The sequence below is a fragment of the Pseudomonas sp. P4_C3 genome (genome assembly GCF_056402075.1).
This window is the reverse complement of record NZ_JBFUIC010000789.1, coordinates 1-598: the sequence shown is the minus strand read 5'-3', so window position 1 is coordinate 598 and position 598 is coordinate 1. Positions and strand designations below refer to the sequence as shown.

Genomic DNA, 598 nt, shown 5'->3' with positions numbered 1-598 from the left:
GTTGTCGGTGATTCGCGAGATGGGGCTGTACGGTGTGCAGGGCCAGTTGTTCGGCGAGCCCAGGCCCTGGAAGTAACTCTTTAGAGCTGGGTTGCCCGCGATGAGGTTGGAACAGTCACTGAAGATCAATGATCAGATCAACCCGGTCTCTTCATCATCGATCAATTGGCTCAAGCCACCCAAGGCTTCACGGGCCTGGTTACGGTCCATGAGCTTGGCCTGGGCCGCCGTTGGCAGGTCGGTGACGCGGATCACGCCTTTCTGGGTCAGCACCTGAATCAAGTCATCGAGTACCCGGATCATTTCCAGGTCACTTTGCTTGAGCTGCTTGAGGCTGTTCTCCACAGCCGCGTTGGCAAACCAGGTCTGGATTTCATGATGGTCGGCCGGCAGCGTTTCCGTGGCCTCGGCGTAGGCGGCGGGTTCCACGCGTACCAACAGACCCTGCGCATCGCGTTGCACGTAAAACATTGAGCACCCCTCGGATTTGAGCCAGCGTCATGCTGTCAGCAGCATAGGTCAACTGCACGCCAGTATGTGGCGCGGTGACGAAATCGTCACCGGGCAGTGGATGCAAACGTGACGGCCACCCCATCAG

At 58.5% G+C, this 598-nt stretch carries 1 protein-coding gene; it reads right to left on the bottom strand.

Translation table 11 applies throughout. The features are described from left to right. Positions 1-132 precede the first annotated feature (132 nt). The gene (locus tag AC1DVH_RS32465; protein WP_477757220.1) at positions 133-471 is read right to left on the bottom strand and encodes a tryptophan synthase subunit beta; all 339 of its coding nucleotides are present in this window, start codon (positions 469-471) and stop codon (positions 133-135) included. Positions 472-598: the final 127 nt, after the last annotated feature.